Here is an 18,260-nt window from a genome sequence, read left to right as displayed (position 1 = left end):
TGTTAAGGCGAAAACCTCACGAAAAAGTGTTACGTGAGGTATGTGTTACTCTGCGGTCGCTGTGTGCCAAGCCACAGCGCAAGCGAGCGTGGGGAGATCGAAACGTGAAGAGCAGAGCATGGTGGGCGGCCGGGGTTTCCGTCGCGGCACTGGTCATGGGTGCTGTGACGGCCCCTGCCGCAATGGCGGAGCCGGCGGATTTCTACACGCCGCCGTCGGAGCTTCCGGCAGGTGCCAACGGAGATCTCATCAAGAGTGAGCCGTCACCACTGCTGCTGAGCGTGCCCGGATCGAACGGTGCGTGGCCGGCAACCGCCACCAAGATCATGTACCGAAGCGAGGACGCCAAGGGTGCTCCCGTTGCCGTGACGGGGACCTACCTCGAACCGTCGAACCCGTGGACCGGGCAGGGGGCGCGTCCACTGGTTGCCGCAGCGGTAGGAACGCATGGGCAGGGCGATCAATGCGCACCGTCCAAACTGTTCAACACCGGTATCGAGTACCAGTTCCCGACGGACGTCATGGTCGGCTACGAGTCCATCTGGGTGAACACGTTGCTGCTCAACGGCATCGCCGTCGTAGTCACCGATTACGAAGGCCTCGGAACTCCTGGCGACCACACCTACGTCAACCGTGAAGCCGAAGCGCACGCGGTTCTGGACTCGGTGCGTGCGGCTCAGCAGCTCCCGAACACGAGCATTCCCGCCGACGGCCCCGTCGGACTGTGGGGTTACTCGCAAGGTGGTGGAGCTGCCGCTGCCGCAACGGAATTGAAGCCGTCGTATGCTCCCGAGCTTGACCTCAAGGGCACGTACGCAGGTGCACCGCCCGCCGATCTGGCGGCGACGCTGCAGCAGGTCGACGGCACGTTCCTCACCGGAGTGATCGGCTACGCGCTCAACGGGATCCTTGCGCAGTACCCCGAGGTTCAGCCGCTGCTCGACGCCGAGATCAACGATCGCGGCCGACAGATGTTGGCCGCCACCAAGAACCAGTGCGTCGCCGAAAGTGGATTGCAGTTCGGCTTCCAGCAGTCGTCGAGCTTCACCAATTCCGGTGAATCACTCTCCGCAGTTCTTGCGCGTCTACCCATGGCGCAGGCAATCCTCGACGAGCAGAAGATCGGCAAGCTGACGCCGGAGTCGCCCGTGCTCATTCAGCATGGCCGCTCCGATGACATCGTTCCGTTCGGCCAGGGACAGCAACTGGCCCGTGACTGGTGCGGCAAGGGCGCGACGGTGCAGTTCTCCGTCAACGAACTGCCCCCGATCATTCCGGGCATGGCAATCAATCATGCGACGCCGTACCTGGTGGGTACACCCGAATCCGTCGGGTACATGATCGATCGCTTCAACAACGTCCCGGCACCGTCCAACTGCTGAACGTGAACATCGAAAAGCCCCGGAACACAATCTGTTCCGGGGCTTTTCGTGTGTCGACTAAGCGGTCTTCTCGGCCGAGTTCTCTTCGAGCCGAGGGGGTGCGGAAGCGACCGGCGGATGCTCGCGTCGGCGGCTCTTGAAGAACACCGCGCCACCGATCACCGCGACACCGGTGATGACGAACACGGCGACGCGCTTGCGGCCGCGAGGCTTCTCGGTGCGTTCCGCGGACTTCGTGGGGATAGCCTTTGCGCGCTCGACGCCCTTCTTGGCGAGGACCTTGCCCTGACGACCCAGGAACGACCCGACCTGCCCGGCGCCGCGAGCGACCGATGTGGCGACCACCGCGGCGATACGGCGAGCGTTGTCGGCTGCCTCGGATTCCTTGATACGAGCCGCTGTCTCTTCGAGGTAGGCGGCAGTCTCGTCGAAGGTGTCCTCGACGCGGGCGCGCGCGTGATCGAAGGTGTCGGGCAACTGCGTGCTGAGGGACTCGGTCACTCGTGTCATGACTTCACTTTGCCACAAGGGCTGTACCGGGGTAGGTCGGTCGCAGATCGGACTTACGATGGATGAATGTCGACCTCCCCTGCACGGTCCCGTCGAAGCCCAGGCCGACCTGCGATTACGTCGACAGAGGAGATTCTCGATGCAGCGGAACGGGTGGGTTTGGACCGCCTGACGCGGGCGGAGGTCGCACAGGTCCTGGGCGTTTCCGCTGCGACGATTCGCCATCACGTCGACTCGACCGATCGTCTCTACTCGTTGGCGTGTGCGAGAGCTTTCGGACGTCTGCAATTGGATTCGGATTCGAAGTCCTGGCAGGACTACCTTCGGACGCTAGGTCAGCGGTTCGCTGAACTCGTGACTGCCACGCCTGGGCTCGAGGACTACGTGCTTCGAGGGCCTTACGAAGAGGGCACTCTGGCGCAGTTCGAGCGAATCATGAATGAGGTACTTCTACGGAAGCCTGAATTTGACCGTGCAACAGCACATTTGCTCGGCTCTCGGACACTGATCATGTCGGCGGCACTGCATACACCGGCGCGCAATCGTTACCCGGATTCGCAGTATCCGAAGCCTGAGACTCTCTCGGCTGTTGTTTCCTGGACGCTCGACGCCTTCCTTGTCGGTGCCGAAAAGATGATCGATTCCGGCCTCGTTCCTACGGTCGTTCCAACTCCTGACGCTTCTTGGACTCACATTTCGGATCACTGATGCCCTTCCGGGATAGGAAGGTAAGGCAACCCACATTAATTATTGCTACTGTGGCAATTATGAATAGACACAGGTGGAGGCCAAGATTCCTCGGCGCGGCCGGGGCCGCGTTAGTGCTCGCGCTCGCTGGATGTTCGTCACCGAACACGAACCCGGACGCTGACGGAAGTCCCGCAGCGAGCGGAAGCTATCCGGTGACCGTGAGCACGGAATCCGGAGACGTGATCATCGAGTCGGCACCTGAACGGATCGTGACCTTGGGGAACCCGGCGTTCGAGAACGTCGTGGCGCTGGGATCGCACCCCGTGGCCGCGAGCGTGACCAACATCGACAAGCTTCCCTATCTGGCGGACTACGTGGGAAACGAAGCGCTCGACGAGTCCTTGGCTGACATCTATGCAGGGCAAGTGAATTTCGAGCGGATGCTTGCGGTCGAACCGGATCTCATCATCGCGCCTGCCTGGCCGGTTTTCACCGAGCCCGCCACGTTGGAGCGGCTCCGAACGATCGCTCCCACTTTGATATTTGACATGCAGGACGCAGACAACGATTGGAGAGTCGGCGTTCAGCAGGTCGCGGATGCGATGGGCAAATCCGAGCAGGGTGGCGAGTTGATCACCTCGGCAGTCGACGAATTTACGGGTGTGGCTGAGTCGAACCCAGGACTTGCGAAGCGGCCGTACTCATTCGGGCTCTACTACAAGGAGCAGATTTCGTTGGGATCAGGCGGAAACATACTGCGCCTCTTCGGAATGAAGCCGGCGGAGGACCAAGCCGCGGTGGAATCGACGGGAACTCCGGTGACGTATTCGGGTGAGACCGCGGGTGACGTCGACGGTGAAGCGGTACTTCTGATGCCGTCACCACGGGATTCCATCGCGAACCTCGAACAATCGCCTTTCTGGGAGTCGAATCTGAAATCCCGCGTCGTATGGCTCAGTGATGCGCAGGGTGAGGCGATCAACAATGCGGGTGTACTTGGAAAGACGTGGCTGCCGGGAAACCTGGGTACCGCGTTGGGACAGTTGGGTTAGTCGAGCGTGGACAGGGCGAGAGAATCCCGGTTACCTGCGGGCATGGTCATGACCGTTGCCTCGATTGCTGAGGTTGAACAGCGAACGGACGACACCGTTCGAGTTGTGTTGCAGTCGAGCGAGTTCGGAAACCTGAGCGTTCGTGGGGCGGCGCCGGTGTTCAAGTTGTTCGTGCCTCGGGAGCCGGCGGACGAGATGATGCTCCCCACCTTGGGGTCGGACAAACTCGCGGTTCCCAGTTGGGAGGCCGACCCCCGGCGTCCGATCGGGCGTTCCTACACAGCAATCGATTTCAATCCTGGCGATCGTAGGATCACGTTCGATGTCATAGATCTCGGGAAACCGGATTGGTGGCTCAACCGGACGGGCGTAGGCAGTCGCGTTGGGGTGATCGGATTCAAACACGAACTCGTCCTTGTTCCGGGCGTCACTGACGTCGTTGCAGTCGGCGACAGATCTGCGCGCCCTGCTGTCGGATCCTTGACGAAACTCGCCGAACAAGTCCGAATACACAGTTTCACGGGTCCGTCAGGCGAGCACGGATTCCCTGATATCGAGTGGGTGGACATAGTCGATCGGACCAAGGCGCAGACAGAATCGACAATGTTGTGGATCGGCGGAGAGAAAAGCTGTGTCGCCCGCTTGCGCAACCAAGCGATCGAAAACGGCCTACCGTCGTCCCGGATTGTCGCATTGCCGTACTGGTCGGCGGGGCGAACGCGCGACGAGTTCGATCATGCTCTGTACCGGCTGTACCAACGCGCAGCTGCGGACGGAATCGACATTTCCGATCCGGTCGTTGCCGCCGACATCGAACTGCAGTGACGCATGCCCCGTCGCACGGAATTGGCAGGCTCACATCCGCGAGAACGCCGGCAATGGCACGATGGTGGTGTGACTTCAACTCATCAGACCGCAACCGCAACGCTGCACACGAACCGCGGCGACATCAAGATCGCTCTGTTCGGCAACCATGCGCCGAAGACCGTCGAGAACTTCGTCGGCCTCGCCGACGGCTCGAAGGAGTACACCACCGCAAACGCCGCCGGCACCAAGACCGGCCCGTTCTACGACGGTGCCATCTTCCACCGCGTCATCGACGGCTTCATGATCCAGGGTGGCGACCCCACCGGAACCGGCACCGGCGGCCCGGGCTACAAGTTCGGTGACGAGTTCCACCCGGAACTGCAGTTCGACCGCTCCTACCTGCTGGCCATGGCCAACGCAGGCCCGGGAACCAACGGCTCGCAGTTCTTCATCACCACCGGCCCGACGCCGCACCTGAACCGTCGCCACACCATCTTCGGTGAGGTTCTCGACGACGATTCCAAGAAGGTTGTCGACGCTATCTCCTCCACCGCCGTCGATCGTGGCGATCGTCCGGTCGAGCCCGTCGTGATCAACAGCATCACCATCTCCTGAACAGGTAAAACAAGCAGATGACGAACCCCGGTTGGGGCGGCGGTGCGAGTGAGGGCATCCCGCCCCAACCGCGGTGCGTCCGCCATCCAGATCGACCCACCGCACTTTCCTGCAATCGTTGTGGACGTCCGGCGTGCCCGGACTGCCTCCGCGAGGCGGCGGTGGGATACCAATGCGTTGACTGTGTAGCTGCCGGCCAACGCGATGTCCGCCCCGTTCGGGGCGTCGCCGGAAACACCGTGAGCCCCGCCCGCGCGGTCCCGATCGTGACGTACACCTTGATGGGGCTCAACGTCCTGGCGTTCCTCGCCACCTTCGCGCAGTCGCGAAGCATCATGAACAATCAGGTCGGCTCGTCGATCTTCGCGAACTGGGCACTCAATCCGGGTCTGGTCGCCAGCGGTGACTGGTTCCGGCTCATCGGCTCCGGGTTCTTGCACTTCGGCATCTTGCACCTCGCGGTCAACATGTACGCCCTCTACATCCTGGGGCGCGACACCGAAATCGTGATGGGCCGCTCCCGGTACATCGGCATCTACCTGGTTTCGCTCCTCGGCGGTTCCGCCTCGGTGATGGCGTTCCAGCCGGTGTTCTCCTCGCTCACGGCCCTGTCCTGGACCGCTGGAGCGTCGGGTGCAATCTTCGGCATCATGGGCGCACAGGCCGTCCTTCTACTGCGTTTGCGTCGAAGCCCGGTCCCGATCATCTCGGTGATCGCGATCAATGTGATCATCAGCATTTCGCTGCCCGGGATCTCGTTCTGGGGTCACGCGGGAGGTCTGGTGGCAGGTGCCGCAACGGCCGCTGCATTCCTGTACGCCCCACAGTGGTTGGGCGCCGGTGAGAACCGCGTGAAAGCAGTGCGGATCGGCTGGATCGCTTTTGGTGCCGTCACCGTGGTGACGTTGGGAGTCATCGTGCTCCGCGTCGTCCAACTGCGCGAACAGCTGGGAATCAGCTAGCAAGAATCCTAGGGCCCAGCCGTTCTATGGATCAGCCGCCGATGATGGACTCGCAGGCGAACGTGATCTCGAAGCTCGACGTCTCCATCGGGTTGCCCTTGTCCCGGGCGCCGATTCCCTCGCCCGTCACCACGAAGGTATTGCCGTCCTGCTTGGCACTGGCAGATCCGCCAGGCAGACCCGGCGCGAATCCGGCGGTGTACGGCAGACCGTTCGATCCACCCTCGCTTCCGGCGATTCCAGCAGTCTGAACCGTGCCGGATTCATCGATGATGGCTGAGACGGTCAACATGCCGTAGGTGGCATTTTCCGCGTCGAGCAGTGTCATAACTGTCGTGCCGCCGTCCTTTGCGCACTTCGTCTCGAATTTGGCGTCGAGCGTCTTCCCTCCGACGGTGGCCGAGGATGTAGCGGACGAGGCGCCGGCAGCGCTCTTGTCGGAGTCGGTCTTGTCGGAGTCGCTGCCGCAGGCGGAGGCGAATAGTGCGACCGCCGCGATGGTGGCAGCGACTGCGGTGGAGGACCGGCGGGTCATCGTGGTCCGAACCATCTTCGTCATGTTCTGTCCTTCAAGTCACGCGGTGCGCCCGCACTTGCTCTGGCTATTTCGCCGATAACACTAGCCAGTGACTCGGTGCTCGTAGCGCTAAACCCCCAGCTCAGGCGGGTTTGTCGCCTTCGACTGTTCAGGGACGTTCGTCAGGCTGCTGCGGGTCATTCGCCGGATCGTTGGGAGTAAATGCACATGCAGGGACGGCTTCTGTAGAGATTGTCCACATAGGTTGGGCTCGGTGGTGCTTCTACTGTGGCTTGAGTCACTTCGTAGATAGCAACGCTGACCTTTTCCGAGGAGTACCCCTGCCATGACCTCCACCGATAGCACCACCACTGACGGTGGGGTTGCGCCGAGCGAGATCGAATCTCGCGTGGTGAAGAAGGTAGCGCGCCGGCTGATTCCCTTCCTGATCCTGCTCTATTTCGTGAACTATCTGGATCGTACGAACATCGCCTTCGCGAAGCTCACCATGAGCGCCGACCTCGGGATGACCGAGACGATGTTCGGCCTTGCCTCCGGTCTCTTCTTTGTCGGCTATCTGCTGTTCGAGGTGCCGAGCAACCTGGCCCTGCACCGCTTCGGCGCCCGGCTGTGGATCGCGCGGATCATGCTCACCTGGGGCATCCTCGCCGCTGCGCTGGCATTCGTGCCCAACGTGGGCAGCCTCTATTTCCTCCGCATTCTGCTGGGAATCGCCGAGGCCGGCTTCTTCCCCGGAGTTCTTCTCTACCTGACCTTCTGGTTCCCGAAGAAGTACCGCGTACGCCTGATGGGCTTGTTCCTGCTGACACTTCCGCTCTCGTCGGCGCTCGGTGCCCCGCTCTCGGCTGCCATCATCCAGTACGGCGACGGCCTGTTCGGGTTGGCCGGATGGCGCGTGATGTACCTGATCGAGGGTCTGCCCGCCGTGATCTTGGCGTTTGTCGTCTGGTTCTACCTCACCGACCGTCCCGCCGACGCGAAGTGGTTGACCCTCGAGGAGCGCACCTGGCTGATGAAGTCAATGGCCGACGAGGAGAAAGAACTCGGCGACGCCGGTCACCAGTCGGCCGGCAAAACCCTGCGTGATCCCCGCGTCATCGGTTTCGGTCTGGTCTACTTCGGAATCACGTACGGCCTTTACGCTTTGAGCTTCTTCCTGCCCAGCATCGTCGCGGGATTCAAGCAGACGTTCAACACCGATTTCTCGCTCGTCGAGACAGGCCTGATCGTGGCCGTCCCCTACGCGATCGGCGCTGTCGCGATGGTGCTGTGGAGCCGCCATTCCGACAAGACCGGTGAACGAATGTGGCACGTTGCTGCCCCGACGCTCCTGGGTGCGGTATCCATTCCGATTGCGCTGTATCTGGATTCGCCGTTCACCGTCATGATCGCGGTCTCGCTCACCGCTGTCGGTGTCCTCTGTGCGCTCCCCGTCTTCTGGTACCTGCCCACCACGTTCCTGACGGGTGCCAGCGCGGCCGCGGGTATCGCCATGATCAACTCGATCGGCAATGCGTCGGGCTTCGGTGCTCCGTACCTCACCGGCTGGCTCACCGATGTGACCGGAAATGCCAAGGCAGGCCTGTGGGTGGTGGGCGCCGTGATGCTCTGTGCCGCAATTCTTGTGGTGGCGCTGGCCAAGCGATCGAGCAAGACCGCTCAGATCTGACCGAGTTTCCCCGCACTGGCACGCAGCCGGATCAGGAGCGCAAGATCGAGCGCCTGGTCCGGCTGACGCCACTGGGTGCCGATCAACCGGTCGATCGATTCGAGGCGTTGATACAGAGTGTTGGCGTGAATCGCGAGCGCGGCGGCGGTCGCAGAATGCTTGCAATTGTGTGACAGGTACGACGCGAGGGTGTCCAAGAGCGGAACGCCGCGTCGTTGCTCCTCCTCGAGGAGAGGACCGAGGGACCGCAGCGTCAGCGCTTCGAGTTCTTCGCGGCCGGTGCGGCTGAGGAGAATTCGGTAAATGCCGAGGGAACTTGCCGGTTCCACGTGGGAGGCACGCCCGAGAGTCTCGAGGACGTCGACGGTGTGTTGTGCCTCGACATAGGCTCGCGCCAGACCTTCCGCTCCCACCGCAGGATCGGCGATTCCCACTGTCGGGTTCTCCGCCGGCTGCACCCACGCCGCCGCAACCTCTACTGGTGACATTCCCGGAATCAGAGCGATGACCCGTGAACCATGCTCGGCAACAACAGTTCCTGACGGTAATGCAATTTCCTCGATACTGCGACGCGTACGGTCTACGGCGTCGGCCGGGCGGGCCACCACGACGGTGTACGAGCGGTCGGGGTTGAGTCCGGCCAGGCGGAACTGACCGGTGACTTCGGCCGGCGTCGGCGCTGGCCTGGTGATCAGATCGACCAGAAATGCGTCGCGTGCTCGGCGAGTGGCTTCCCTGGCCGCCCGTTCGCCTACCAGGGCAAGCGCAATGGCCGGGGCTGACCTTTCGAGTGCCAACCTCATGGCGGCGGTGGGTTCATGACGCGAGAGTAGGAACAGAACTCCGAGTTGGTCACCGGCACTGCGTACTTCGGTGGCGAACAGGAACTGCTCACCGACGATGAGCGTCACCTCCTGCTCGCGTCTGTCAGCGGCAAAGATGTCGAAGACCCGATGCACGCTCTCGCTCACCCGTTGCAGTCCCGGTGGGATCTCCGACGTTCCGGTCACGAAAAACACCGGTGAACCCGTCGACGCGGAGGTTTCTTCCACGAGTTCGCGAACACCGCCGCCGCGCAGGACAACTTGTGTGAGCGATCGGTCCCAGGTCAGGGTCTGTTCGAGAAGTGCTGTGCGCTCGGCAAGTTCGGTGTTCGCTGCATTCACTTCTGCAACCGTCGCGCGATAGCGTTCGAGAGAGCGGGCATTCTCGATGGCTACCGAGGCATGAGCTGCGAGGGCGGACAGCAACGCAACTTCCTCGTTGCCGAATCGACGCTCCTGACGCTTGCACGCGCAGAGGGCACCCAGGATCTTGCCGTTCAATGTCAGCGGCACGGCCAACAGGCCGCGCATGTTCTCGGCTCGCGCTGCGTCGTCGGCGGGCCCGATGTGCGCAAACGAGGGATCGTTGCGGTAATCGGGAGACCAAGCAGGAGAGGAGTTCTCGACCACGCGACCGATGAGGCCTTCACGGAACGGAACCGTCAGGCCGAGCAGTTGCGACGTATACGCCCCGCTCGTGACTTCGATGATCAAGATGTCGTCGTGAATGAGAGCAAGGTACGAAAGGTCTACGCCGAGTAGCCGTTTGGCCTGATCCACGATCTCCTGCAGAAGGGCGTGGTGATCGTGCATCGTGGTCAGCAGTGACGCGATATCGTTGAGCGCGCCCAGTTCGGTGGCACGTTGTCGGCGCTGAGCCAGGAGACTTCGCAGTTGGAGTGCGGATCGGGCTTCTCGCTCGATCTCGGCTGCGACCTCGGGGCCTGACCCGGCGGCCAACTGATCGCGGTGTTCGATCAGTTCCTCGGTGGATGCCTCGGCCAGGAGAAGCTGTAGCCAGTTCTCGTGCATCCGCACTCCCTTGTCAGGCCAACTTGTCAGGCCAACGATGAGTATGGAGAGAATGTCCATACGGTTTCCGGTTTCTCGGAGTAAATCTACATGGGGTGGTGTAGCCGCCGTCACTATCGTGGAGGCATGACACTCCTCGAGGCGCTCGGCTCGCAGATCGATGCGGATCGACTGATCACCGACCCCGACATCATGGCGAGCTACATCCACGACGACGCCGAGTGGGCTCCCTACGAGATGCCCGTCGCCGTGGTCCGTCCGCGCACAGCCGAGCAGGTACAGACAGTTGTGCAGGCGTGCATCGCCCACGGTGCGCCCGTCGTCACGCGCGGCGCCGGCACCGGTCTGTCGGGTGGAGCCAACGCAGTCGCCGGCGGCGTCGTGATCGCCTTCGACGCGATGAACGCCATCAAGGAGATCAACACCCTCGAGCGTTTGGCCGTGGTCGAACCCGGAGTGGTCAACGATCACCTCCGCGACGCGTGCGCCGAGCACGGCCTCTGGTATCCGCCCGATCCGGCGAGCGCACCCTGGTCGACGATCGGCGGCAACGTCGCGACCAATGCCGGGGGCCTGTGTTGCGTCAAGTACGGCGTCACCAAGGACTACGTGCTGGGCATGCAGGTGGTTACCGGAACCGGTGAGCTGGTTCGGCTCGGGCGTCGAACTGCCAAGGGAGTGGCTGGGTTTGATCTCTCCGCGCTCATGGTCGGCTCCGAAGGCACTCTCGGGGTGATCACCGAGGTGACCGTCAAGCTACGTCCTCAGCGCGATCCCGAGCGCACCATCGTCGGATACTTCGACTCCATCGTTGCTGCGGGCAAGGCAGTCGAAGCCGTCGCCGCGGACGGTCTCACGCCGTCGGCCCTCGAGTTGATCGATCGACAGTGCCTGCTTGCCGTCGACGCCTGGAAGAACATGGGCCTCTCGGCCGACGCCGAGGTGGTCCTGCTCGGCCGCATCGACACACCTGGTGAGATCGGCGACGCCGAAGCCGAGCGAATGTTGGCCTGTTTCAACCGGTCCGGGGCAACCTGGAGTGCCAGATCCACCGACCAGGAGGAAGCCGACGCCCTGTTCTCCGCCCGGCGTCTGGCGTACCCCGCCCTCGAGCGGCTCGGCCCGGTGCTCACCGAGGACATCTGTGTCCCCAAGGCAGCGGTCCCGGAGATGTTGGCACGGATCGAGGCCATTTCGGCCCGTCACGACACGCACATCGCGAACATCGCGCACGCGGGTGACGGCAACCTGCATCCGCTGCTGATCACGCCACATGACGACGAAGCGGCGCGGAGGCGTGCTCAGGCGGCTTTTGCCGAGATCATCGACAATGCCCTCGAGTTGGGCGGAACCGTCACCGGTGAACACGGCGTCGGCCTACTGAAGATGGGTGGCCTGGCACAGGAACTGTCACCGGCCGTCGTCGCGATGCATCATGCAATCAAGGGCGCACTCGACCCTCACGGAATCATGAACCCGGGCAAGGTGATTTGAAAGGCTGGGTGATCTGAAGGCTGGCTCCGTAACCGAATCGGTTTCCGGGGTTACGCCGTCGAAATGACGAGTTCCTACGCTCGAGTTGAACCGTTTGGCGAACTCGACGTATGGAGTGATTAATGTTCTCTTCCGATTTGACGCTGGCAAGTGTTGTTCCGCGGCGCGTGGACACGGTCGAGGCCGTCCGGGCGGCAATCGCGCTGGACGGCGCCGCGGTCTTCGGTGGGCTGCACACCGAGGAAGATGCCATTGCTTTCGCGTCGAAGTTGCTCGGTGAGAAGTGCATTCGCGTCGGCCGCCAGTTCGAGGCGAGCGCCAAAAGTCAGGATGCCGAAGCCGCTGTCGTCGACACCCAACCGGTGGACGAACGCGGGCGCAAGCGCTCGTTCGGTATCTCCGGCGAGCGGATGACCGCCCACAACGACGGCTTCGCTTTCGGCGATTACGCTCCCGATTACCTGTTTCTGTGGTGCAAGCGCCCGGCGTACCCGAGTGGGGGCGACTCGTTTCTCATCGACGCGGTCAAACTGACGCGATTGCTCGCCTTCGATCCCGCAACAGCGGAGCTGGCCGAATTCTGTTGGAGCACAGACATCGACCATTCGGAACCGAACTTCCCGCAGAACACATTTGCGCCGATCGCCCGGACGGTGCCAAGTGGACGCAACCAGGTTCGGTACCACCCGTACCTCGCGCCGATCGCCGGCGAATCGGAAGAAGCGCAGTGGCCGCTGGTGAAGCAGTGGAGTGAGGCCGTGATTCACGTGCGAGACAGCGGGCCGATGTTCCGTGCCGAAGCCGGCGAGATGATCTGCATCGACAACTACCGGGTGCTTCACGGCCGCGACGGGTACACCGACCCCGGCCGTGAGCTGTACTCGATCTGGGGATGGTCGAGCGACGCAGTCGCGGTGCCGCAGCAGGCTCTCGACATCGTGCAGCCGGACCTCGCGGCGCTGGCTGGGTAACCCCGCGCCTACTTCTCGGGCGGCACCAAACCGTGGACGGTAAGCACGTCCAGGACGTCCTCCGGCGTCGTACCGAGATCCCAGCGTCCGAAGATCAACAGCTTCTCCGTGTCGGTGGGCCGGTCGACGATGTCGATCTCGAGCATCGGCACGCGTCGACCCAGACGCGGGTAGCGGACGAGACGCACGCGGTCGATCTGTTCGCGGGTGAACGTGTGGCGGGCGCGCAATCGCTGCACCGCGATCGACTTGGTTCCTGCGTTGTCGATCACCGCCAGGCGGGGGCGCTGACGCAGGGCGAGGCCGCCCATCACGAACAGCCCGATCACCGCGAGGGCGAGCAGGAAGCGTCCGGCAGGCTCCGTGGGCGCGATTATCGAGGCGATCGCGAGGGCAATTCCGCCGCCGAACATCGCGTAGACAACACCCATCGGAGTGGCCCACGAGACGACCTCTGTGGCGTTGTCACGAGGCTGTGGATGAAATTCATCCTCGAGCATGTGGATAACTTCCTAGGTTGTCCACAGGAGTTATCCACAATGGGGATGAATGACACCCATGTAATTGAAAGACGGTCACGCTCCGAGTCGAATCAGATAATCGCTGGTCAGCGCCATCTCATGGTCATCACAAGGCCCACAACCATGAAGCCGAAGCCGACGAGGAAGTTATAGTTTCCCAAGTCGTTCATCCACGTGATCGAATCCGCGGCCAAGTAGTACACAATCAGCCACGCCAGGCCGAGAAGCATGAATCCGAGCATCACGGAGACGTACAACGTGCTCGATGGACCCATCTTCACCTTCACCGGAGTGCGGTTTGCTGGGTTGACTGTGTAGTCGTTCTTCTTACGGACCTTCGACTTGGGCATGGCGTCCTCGCTCTACGGTGTGACCTGCATGTGTTACCTACACGCTAACGTAGCTGTGTCCAGTTGGTCACCGGCCGACCTGCACAATCCGGGAGGAGCCACGTGTCTTCGGGTGAATCTTCACGAACTGTCTGGCACATCGGTGTACTTGCCGTCTGCCTGGTAGCCGGTCTGATGGTTGCCACGGCGCAGAGATCCGCCGAGGAAAACCAGCTTCAGGTCACCGAAAGCACCAGGCTCTCCGATCTGGTCCGCAGCGCCCAGGCCAATGCCGAAAAAGTTTCGGCCGACCGGGACGAACTTGCCGCTCAGCTCGATTCGTTGCAGGAAGACGCCGCTCGGTCCGACGCCGGCGTGGCCGCCGCTCTCGGTGACATCAAGAACATCTCCGCCGATGCGGGACTGACGGAGATGACCGGCCCCGGCGTCGTGGTCACCATGACGGACGCCCCGCGCAACGCCGAAGGCAAGTATCCGGTCGACGCCACCCCGGACGACCTCGTCGTGCATCAGCAGGACGTCCAGAGCGTGCTGAACGCACTGTGGGCCGGCGGGGCCGAAGCGGTGGGCATGCAGGACCAACGGATCATCAGTACGTCGGCGCCGCGGTGCATCGGAAACACCCTCCTTCTTCACGGCCGTACCTACAGCCCGCCGTACGTGATGAGCGCGATCGGCGATGTTGCGCGCCTCGAGGCGGCACTCGCTGCCGAACCGGGCATTCGGATCTACAAGCAGTACGCGACCCGCTTCGGCCTCGGGTACACGCAGGCGACACCGTCGCAGATCACGGTCCCCGCCTATACCGGCGGATAGCACGGGCGTTTACCCTGCTCTCATGAGGATTCTCGTCGTCGACAACTACGACAGCTTTGTGTTCAACCTGGTGCAGTACCTCGGCCAGCTCGGAACCGAAGCCGTGGTCTGGCGCAACGACGATCCACAACTGACGGCAGACCTCGAGGGTGCAGTAGCGCAGTTCGACGGCATTCTCCTGAGCCCTGGCCCCGGAACTCCGCAGCGCGCGGGAGCGACGATGGATCTGGTGAAGGTCTGCGCCGACACCAAGACCCCGCTGCTCGGCGTCTGCCTCGGACATCAGGCGATCGGCGCGGCTTTCGGCGGAACCGTCGACCGCGCGCCCGAACTGCTTCACGGCAAGACGAGTCTGGTTCACCACAAGGACGTCGGCGTCCTGGCCGGGCTGCCCGATCCGTTCACCGCTACCCGCTACCACTCGCTGACGGTTCTCGAGGACACCATTCCCGAGGAACTCGAGGTGACCGCACACACCGAGAGCGGCGTCGTGATGGCGATGCGTCACCGCGAACTGCCGATTCACGGCGTCCAGTTCCACCCAGAGTCCGTACTCACTCAGGGTGGGCACCGGATGCTCGCGAACTGGCTCGCAGTCTGCGGTGAGGCGCCCCCGGAAGGGCTCGTCGCAGCCCTCGAGGCCGAGGTCGCGTCGGCGCTCGGTGGCGCATTGCCCGCAATTCTCTGACACCTGTCCACAAAAAAGTGCCTCCCGGAAATCTCCGGGAGGCACTTTTTCAGTTTGCTAGCGGCCGGGGATTCCGAGCGCTCCGACGCTGACGGTGATGACCGCGTCCTTGGAGATCTCCGAGCCCGGAGGCTGCGTCTGCGAGACGATCTTGCCCACCATCTCCGGGGTGAGCGTCGTGCTCTGGTTCTGCACCAGCTGCGAAGCAGTTCCCGCCCAGCCGGCTGCGCGAAGCGTGGTCAACGCCTCGGACACCGTCTTGTTGGTCAGATCAGGCATCGCGACCTGGTTGCCGTTGGAAACCCGCAGCGTCACGGTCGAACCCTTGGTGGCCGACGTGCCGCCGGTCGGATCGGTCGAAACGACCTGTCCCTTCGGCAGTCCCGAATCGATCTCCGTGATCTGGACGACGAACCCGGCACCTTCGATGTTGGGCCTCGCCACCTCTTCACGCTGACCGGTCACATCCGGGACCCGAACCTGCTCCGGACCGGTGCCGACGGTGATCGAGACCGCGGAATCGAGAACAACCGACACTCCGACGGCCGGATCCTGATTGACGATCTTGTCGACCTCGGCAATGGTCGACGCGGCCTTGCCGATGGTCGGATCAAGTCGGAGTCCGACGGAGTTGAGCTTCTTCTCGGCGTCGTCCTGGCTCAGGCCGGTCAGGCGAGGGATCGCGACCTGCTCGGGGCCGGTGGACACGTCGATGGTGACGGTGCTCCCCTTCTCGATGCGCACCCCGGCAACCGGACGCGTCGTGATGACGTTTCCCGCAGCGATCACCTTGTCCGTCTTCTGCTGACGCTCCACTTGGAATCCGGCGTTGGTCAGCGTCGCCTCGGCGACATCAGCGGGCTGGTTGGTGAGGTCACCCGGAACGGTCACCATCTCGACCTTCGGCGAGTTCACCCGAATGAGGAAGAACGTCACCAGTCCGATCACCAGAAGCGCCGCGATGCCCATCAGGGCGTAGCGTCCGCCCTTCTTCTTGGCAGGCGGCTCGGCAGCGCGAGTTGTCCGTGCAGGAACCGGCTCGACCGGATCAGGAGCAGTGCGGTAGTTCCCGGTGTCGGAGCCGACGGCGCCGAGGATGGTGGTGCGGTCCTCGTCGTTCATCACCATCGGCGCACTCGGACGCTGACCGCCCAGAACGCGTACCAAGTCGCTGCGCATGTCGCCGGCGCTCTGGTAGCGGTTGGCCGGGTTCTTGCTCATCGCCTTGAGAATGATCGAATCCAGCTCGCGCGGAATGTCGGGATTGATCTCCGACGGCGTCTGCGGATCCTCACGAACATGCTGGTACGCCACGGCGACCGGTGAATCACCCTTGAACGGCGGCTCGCCCGTCAGAATTTCGAACAGCACACAACCGAGCGAGTAGACGTCCGAACGTGCGTCCACCTGCTCACCTCGCGCCTGCTCCGGCGAAAGGTACTGAGCGGTGCCGATCACGGCGGCCGTCTGCGTCATCGGGCTCGACGCGTCGGAAATGGCACGGGCGATACCGAAGTCCATCACCTTCACGGCGCCGGCACGGTTGATCATGATGTTGGCGGGCTTGACGTCGCGGTGCACGATGCCGTTGCGGTGGCTGAAGTCCAAAGCGGCACAGACGTCCGCGATCACTTCCATCGCCTTGCGCGGAGTCATCGGCCCGGTGCTGCGCACGATGTCACGCAACGTGTCGCCGTCGACGTACTCCATGACGATGTACGGCAGCGGTCCGGCGTCGGTCTCGGCTTCACCGGTGTCGTAGACGGCCACGATCGCCGGATGGTTCAGCGCGGCAGCGTTCTGCGCCTCACGACGGAACCGCAAGTAGAACGTGGGATCGCGCGCGAGGTCTGCACGCAGCACCTTGATCGCGACGTCGCGGCTGAGTCGGAGGTCGCGCGCCAGGTGAACCTCGGACATTCCGCCGAAGCCGAGAATCTCACCCAGCTCGTAGCGGGAGGAGAGATTGCGGGGTGTCGTCATTGGTCTTGTCCTAGCGGTTCTTCAGCGTCTCCGGGATCCGCCAACGGCTCAGTGGTCGTTGTGGTCGTCGTTGTCGTCGTGGTGGTGGTTGTGGTCGTCGGAGTTGTTGTTGTCGTGGTCGGAGTTGTCGTGGTGGTTGTCGGCTCGGTCGTGGTTGTCGTCGGCCGAGTCGTCGTTGTTGTCGGCTCGGTGGTCGTCGTCGTCGGCCGAGTCGTCGTCGTGGTGGGCTTGGTCGTCGTGGTGGTCGGCAATGTCGTGGACGTGACGACGGGCGGCGTCGGGTCGCTCGGACCGTCGGTCGCGATCCAGACTCCGCCGATGATCAACGCCAACAAGATCAATCCGCCGCCGGCCCATGCGACGGCCTTCTGCCCACTGGTCATTCCGCCGGCTGCCGCGTCGTCCGCAACAGCTGCGCCCGTCACCGGGCCCGCGTACGTCGGCGGCATGACCTGCGTGGCACCCGTAGCCGGCAACGCGCTCGCGGCACCGGTGGCGAGCAGACCGGGCGGCGGTGGACGCCTCCCTGCCCGAACGGCTGCAACGGCGTCGGCGAACTCACCGCCACTGGCGTAACGGCCGGCCGGATCCTTGGTCAACGTGATGTCGATGAGCTCGCGGATGTTCGCCGGCAGGTCGGCCGGCATCGGCGCCGGGGTTTCCTGCACGTGCTTCATCGCGACGGTCAGCGCGCCGTCACCGGTGAACGGGCGTCGACCCGAAAGTGCTTCGTATCCGACGATTCCCAGCGAGTACACGTCACTCGCCGCGGTCGCGTCCTGACCGAGAGCCTGCTCGGGCGCGATGTACTGGGCGGTGCCCATCACCATTCCCGTACGCGTGACGGGCGAGTTCTCGACGGCCTTGGCGATGCCGAAGTCCGTGATCTTCACCTGGCCCGTCGGCGTGATGAGGATGTTGCCCGGCTTCACGTCGCGGTGCACGACACCGGCGTCGTGTGCGACCTGCAGGGCGCGGCCGGTCTGCTCGAGCATGTCGAGGGCATGCGGAACCGCCAGGCGGCCGACGCGTGCCAGGACGGCGTTGAGCGGCTCACCGTTGACGAGTTCCATCACCAGGTACGCCGTGGAATCGCCCGAGCTGTCACGGGTCTCGCCGTAGTCGTAGATTCCGGCGATACCGGGATGGTTGAGCTGTGCGGTGGTGCGGGCCTCGAAGCGGAAGCGCTCCAAGAACTCCGGATCGGAAGAGAACTCGGACTTGAGTACCTTGACGGCGACGCGACGGTTGAGCCGGGAGTCGGTGGCTTCCCACACCTGACCCATCCCACCGGTGGCGATGAGACGGATCAATCGGTAACGATCGGCGATCAAAGCGCCGTTGTTCAACGCCACG

At 63.2% G+C, this 18,260-nt stretch carries 18 protein-coding genes; 11 read left to right on the top strand and 7 right to left on the bottom strand.

Annotated features, from left to right (window positions below):
* The first annotated feature begins 104 nt into the window (after positions 1-104).
* Positions 105-1,382 carry a lipase family protein gene (locus ACKAMS_RS08250; RefSeq protein WP_030536713.1) on the top strand — a complete coding sequence of 426 codons (1,278 nt, stop codon included), beginning with the start codon at positions 105-107 and terminating at the stop codon, positions 1,380-1,382.
* Between the two features lie 57 nt (positions 1,383-1,439).
* Here ACKAMS_RS08250 and ACKAMS_RS08245 read toward each other — a convergent pair whose 3' ends face one another.
* On the bottom strand, positions 1,440-1,892 hold the full coding sequence (locus ACKAMS_RS08245) for a hypothetical protein (RefSeq protein WP_408988855.1): 453 nt from the start codon (positions 1,890-1,892) through the stop codon (positions 1,440-1,442).
* Between the two features lie 66 nt (positions 1,893-1,958).
* On the opposite strand from ACKAMS_RS08245, the gene ACKAMS_RS08240 reads away from it, so the two are divergent.
* The 5 genes from ACKAMS_RS08240 to ACKAMS_RS08220 all read left to right on the top strand — a co-directional run bounded on the left by ACKAMS_RS08240 (position 1,959) and on the right by ACKAMS_RS08220 (position 6,018).
* Positions 1,959-2,600: a TetR/AcrR family transcriptional regulator gene (locus tag ACKAMS_RS08240; protein ID WP_020967984.1), complete on the top strand. Its 642-nt coding sequence runs from the start codon at positions 1,959-1,961 to the stop codon at positions 2,598-2,600.
* Between the two features lie 59 nt (positions 2,601-2,659).
* Complete coding sequence (locus tag ACKAMS_RS08235) at positions 2,660-3,634, top strand: ABC transporter substrate-binding protein (protein WP_408988854.1); 975 nt, start codon at positions 2,660-2,662, stop codon at positions 3,632-3,634.
* Positions 3,635-3,676: 42 nt separating this feature from the next.
* Positions 3,677-4,459, top strand: a complete 783-nt coding sequence (locus tag ACKAMS_RS08230; protein WP_020967986.1) for a siderophore-interacting protein — start codon at positions 3,677-3,679, stop codon at positions 4,457-4,459.
* 69 nt (positions 4,460-4,528) lie between these two features.
* On the top strand, positions 4,529-5,056 hold the full coding sequence (locus ACKAMS_RS08225; protein WP_007729190.1) for a peptidylprolyl isomerase: 528 nt from the start codon (positions 4,529-4,531) through the stop codon (positions 5,054-5,056).
* A 17-nt stretch (positions 5,057-5,073) separates the two neighbouring features.
* On the top strand, positions 5,074-6,018 hold the full coding sequence (locus ACKAMS_RS08220) for a rhomboid family intramembrane serine protease (protein WP_031332619.1): 945 nt from the start codon (positions 5,074-5,076) through the stop codon (positions 6,016-6,018).
* 31 nt (positions 6,019-6,049) lie between these two features.
* Here the strand turns inward: ACKAMS_RS08220 and ACKAMS_RS08215 are convergent, their stop codons facing one another.
* Positions 6,050-6,577: a lipoprotein LpqH gene (locus tag ACKAMS_RS08215; RefSeq protein WP_021332617.1), complete on the bottom strand. Its 528-nt coding sequence runs from the start codon at positions 6,575-6,577 to the stop codon at positions 6,050-6,052.
* Between the two features lie 304 nt (positions 6,578-6,881).
* On the opposite strand from ACKAMS_RS08215, the gene ACKAMS_RS08210 reads away from it, so the two are divergent.
* Complete coding sequence (locus ACKAMS_RS08210) at positions 6,882-8,225, top strand: MFS transporter (RefSeq protein WP_408988853.1); 1,344 nt, start codon at positions 6,882-6,884, stop codon at positions 8,223-8,225.
* Here the strand turns inward: ACKAMS_RS08210 and ACKAMS_RS08205 are convergent.
* Positions 8,216-10,081, bottom strand: coding sequence for a helix-turn-helix domain-containing protein (locus tag ACKAMS_RS08205; protein WP_397510583.1), 1,866 nt, complete (start codon positions 10,079-10,081; stop codon positions 8,216-8,218). The two genes, ACKAMS_RS08210 and ACKAMS_RS08205, sit on opposite strands and share 10 nt — an antisense overlap.
* A gap of 126 nt (positions 10,082-10,207) precedes the next feature.
* Between ACKAMS_RS08205 and ACKAMS_RS08200 the strand changes: the two genes are divergently transcribed.
* Both ACKAMS_RS08200 and ACKAMS_RS08195 read left to right on the top strand, forming a co-directional pair.
* Positions 10,208-11,575, top strand: a complete 1,368-nt coding sequence (locus ACKAMS_RS08200; protein WP_024487653.1) for an FAD-binding oxidoreductase — start codon at positions 10,208-10,210, stop codon at positions 11,573-11,575.
* Positions 11,576-11,697: 122 nt separating this feature from the next.
* A complete protein-coding gene (locus ACKAMS_RS08195) occupies positions 11,698-12,546 on the top strand; it encodes a TauD/TfdA family dioxygenase (RefSeq protein WP_084325582.1) in 849 nt (282 codons plus the stop codon).
* Positions 12,547-12,554: 8 nt separating this feature from the next.
* Here ACKAMS_RS08195 and ACKAMS_RS08190 read toward each other — a convergent pair whose 3' ends face one another.
* A complete protein-coding gene (locus ACKAMS_RS08190; protein WP_020905623.1) occupies positions 12,555-13,046 on the bottom strand; it encodes a PH domain-containing protein in 492 nt (163 codons plus the stop codon).
* A gap of 107 nt (positions 13,047-13,153) precedes the next feature.
* Positions 13,154-13,417, bottom strand: a complete 264-nt coding sequence (crgA, locus tag ACKAMS_RS08185; RefSeq protein WP_019746229.1) for a cell division protein CrgA — start codon at positions 13,415-13,417, stop codon at positions 13,154-13,156.
* Positions 13,418-13,519: 102 nt separating this feature from the next.
* Here crgA and ACKAMS_RS08180 point away from each other — a divergent pair, with 102 nt between their 5' ends.
* Both ACKAMS_RS08180 and ACKAMS_RS08175 read left to right on the top strand, forming a co-directional pair.
* Positions 13,520-14,233, top strand: a complete 714-nt coding sequence (locus tag ACKAMS_RS08180) for a DUF881 domain-containing protein (RefSeq protein WP_020905624.1) — start codon at positions 13,520-13,522, stop codon at positions 14,231-14,233.
* 22 nt (positions 14,234-14,255) lie between these two features.
* Positions 14,256-14,921 (top strand): aminodeoxychorismate/anthranilate synthase component II, encoded by a 666-nt coding sequence (locus ACKAMS_RS08175; RefSeq protein ID WP_003942537.1) that lies wholly within the window; start codon positions 14,256-14,258, stop codon positions 14,919-14,921.
* Between the two features lie 57 nt (positions 14,922-14,978).
* Here ACKAMS_RS08175 and pknB read toward each other — a convergent pair whose 3' ends face one another.
* Positions 14,979-16,904: a Stk1 family PASTA domain-containing Ser/Thr kinase gene (pknB, locus tag ACKAMS_RS08170; protein WP_019746231.1), complete on the bottom strand. Its 1,926-nt coding sequence runs from the start codon at positions 16,902-16,904 to the stop codon at positions 14,979-14,981.
* Complete coding sequence (locus tag ACKAMS_RS08165) at positions 16,901-18,259, bottom strand: protein kinase domain-containing protein (RefSeq protein ID WP_020905625.1); 1,359 nt, start codon at positions 18,257-18,259, stop codon at positions 16,901-16,903. The genes pknB and ACKAMS_RS08165 overlap by 4 nt, the downstream gene beginning before the upstream one ends.
* Between the last annotated feature and the right edge of the window lies 1 nt (position 18,260).

Origin of the sequence: Rhodococcus sp. 5A-K4 (assembly GCF_046097995.1) — a bacterium.
GTDB lineage: Bacteria > Actinomycetota > Actinomycetes > Mycobacteriales > Mycobacteriaceae > Rhodococcus_F > Rhodococcus_F erythropolis.
The sequence above is the reverse complement of the archived record's forward strand: the minus strand, read 5'-3'. Positions and strand labels throughout refer to the sequence as shown.

Bases quoted from the DNA above. Each gene is read 5' to 3' on its own strand.
- ACKAMS_RS08245 (WP_408988855.1), bottom strand. From the start codon at position 1,892: ATGACACGAGTGACCGAGTCCCTCAGCACGCAGTTGCCCGACACCTTC.
- ACKAMS_RS08240 (WP_020967984.1), top strand. From the start codon at position 1,959: ATGTCGACCTCCCCTGCACGGTCCCGTCGAAGCCCAGGCCGACCTGCG.
- ACKAMS_RS08235 (WP_408988854.1), top strand. From the start codon at position 2,660: ATGAATAGACACAGGTGGAGGCCAAGATTCCTCGGCGCGGCCGGGGCC.
- ACKAMS_RS08230 (WP_020967986.1), top strand. From the start codon at position 3,677: ATGGTCATGACCGTTGCCTCGATTGCTGAGGTTGAACAGCGAACGGAC.
- ACKAMS_RS08220 (WP_031332619.1), top strand. From the start codon at position 5,074: ATGACGAACCCCGGTTGGGGCGGCGGTGCGAGTGAGGGCATCCCGCCC.
- ACKAMS_RS08215 (WP_021332617.1), bottom strand. From the start codon at position 6,577: ATGACGAAGATGGTTCGGACCACGATGACCCGCCGGTCCTCCACCGCA.
- ACKAMS_RS08210 (WP_408988853.1), top strand. From the start codon at position 6,882: ATGACCTCCACCGATAGCACCACCACTGACGGTGGGGTTGCGCCGAGC.
- ACKAMS_RS08205 (WP_397510583.1), bottom strand. From the start codon at position 10,081: ATGCACGAGAACTGGCTACAGCTTCTCCTGGCCGAGGCATCCACCGAG.
- ACKAMS_RS08200 (WP_024487653.1), top strand. From the start codon at position 10,208: ATGACACTCCTCGAGGCGCTCGGCTCGCAGATCGATGCGGATCGACTG.
- ACKAMS_RS08195 (WP_084325582.1), top strand. From the start codon at position 11,698: ATGTTCTCTTCCGATTTGACGCTGGCAAGTGTTGTTCCGCGGCGCGTG.
- ACKAMS_RS08190 (WP_020905623.1), bottom strand. From the start codon at position 13,046: ATGCTCGAGGATGAATTTCATCCACAGCCTCGTGACAACGCCACAGAG.
- crgA (WP_019746229.1), bottom strand. From the start codon at position 13,417: ATGCCCAAGTCGAAGGTCCGTAAGAAGAACGACTACACAGTCAACCCA.
- ACKAMS_RS08175 (WP_003942537.1), top strand. From the start codon at position 14,256: ATGAGGATTCTCGTCGTCGACAACTACGACAGCTTTGTGTTCAACCTG.
- pknB (WP_019746231.1), bottom strand. From the start codon at position 16,904: ATGACGACACCCCGCAATCTCTCCTCCCGCTACGAGCTGGGTGAGATT.